This is a genomic window from Salinimonas profundi (assembly GCF_014750655.1).
Lineage (GTDB): Bacteria > Pseudomonadota > Gammaproteobacteria > Enterobacterales > Alteromonadaceae > Alteromonas > Alteromonas profundi_A.
The window spans coordinates 1-737 of the sequence record NZ_JABBXD010000028.1 but is presented as its reverse complement, the minus strand read 5'-3'; the positions used below and the strand labels follow the sequence as shown (position 1 = coordinate 737).

At 49.9% G+C, this 737-nt stretch carries 1 protein-coding gene; it reads right to left on the bottom strand.

Annotated features, from left to right (window positions below):
* A partial coding sequence (locus HHX48_RS18580; RefSeq protein ID WP_191026742.1) for a sigma 54-interacting transcriptional regulator occupies nt 1–737 on the bottom strand: 737 nt, incomplete at both ends.

The following is a 737-nucleotide window of genomic DNA, read 5'->3' as shown; positions in this document are numbered from 1 at the left end:
CTCAGATTGGCCCTGTCCATAGACAAACGTTGTGCCGCTTTACTCCAGTTTCCATTTGTGTGTTTGAGAGTGTCGCTGATAAGCGTCCGCTGGAATGCATCGGTTTGGACTTTCAGATCCACCGGAGGCTGTGGCTCAACCGTGGGCGATGGGACCTCTTTGTCCGTCTGCAAAGATGAATAACTGAGTTGCAAACCGGTCAGGTGGGTCGGAGATATCGTAGTGACACCGGTGGGCATTTCTTCTCGGGCATAAAGTGCTGCTCTGGAGATAACATGTTCGAGTTCACGAATATTGCCCGGCCATGCATAATTGACAATACTATCCATCGCCTGACCAGAGATAGTCAGCTGCTGTAAGCCCAGTTTGCGTCGGGCCCGTTCGGTAAAAAAACCTGCAAGCAGCGGAATGTCAGTTCGTCTGTCTCTTAAAGGTGGAACGTGAATAGGGAATGCTCCTAGCCGGTGATACAAATCGTTACGAAAACGTCCGGCGTTAACTTCTTCTTCAAGGTGCCGGTTAGTGGCGGCAATTATCCTGACATCAACTTTCCGGACGGTATCTTTGCCGACAACTTGTATTTCCTGATGCTGGATAGCACGAAGCAAAGTACCTTGCACCTCCAGGGGAAGCTCACCAATTTCATCCAGGAACAAAGTTCCGCCGTCTGCTAACAGAAATTTGCCCTGGCGATCCTTATCCGCATTCGTAAACGCCCCTTTAACATGGCCAAATAG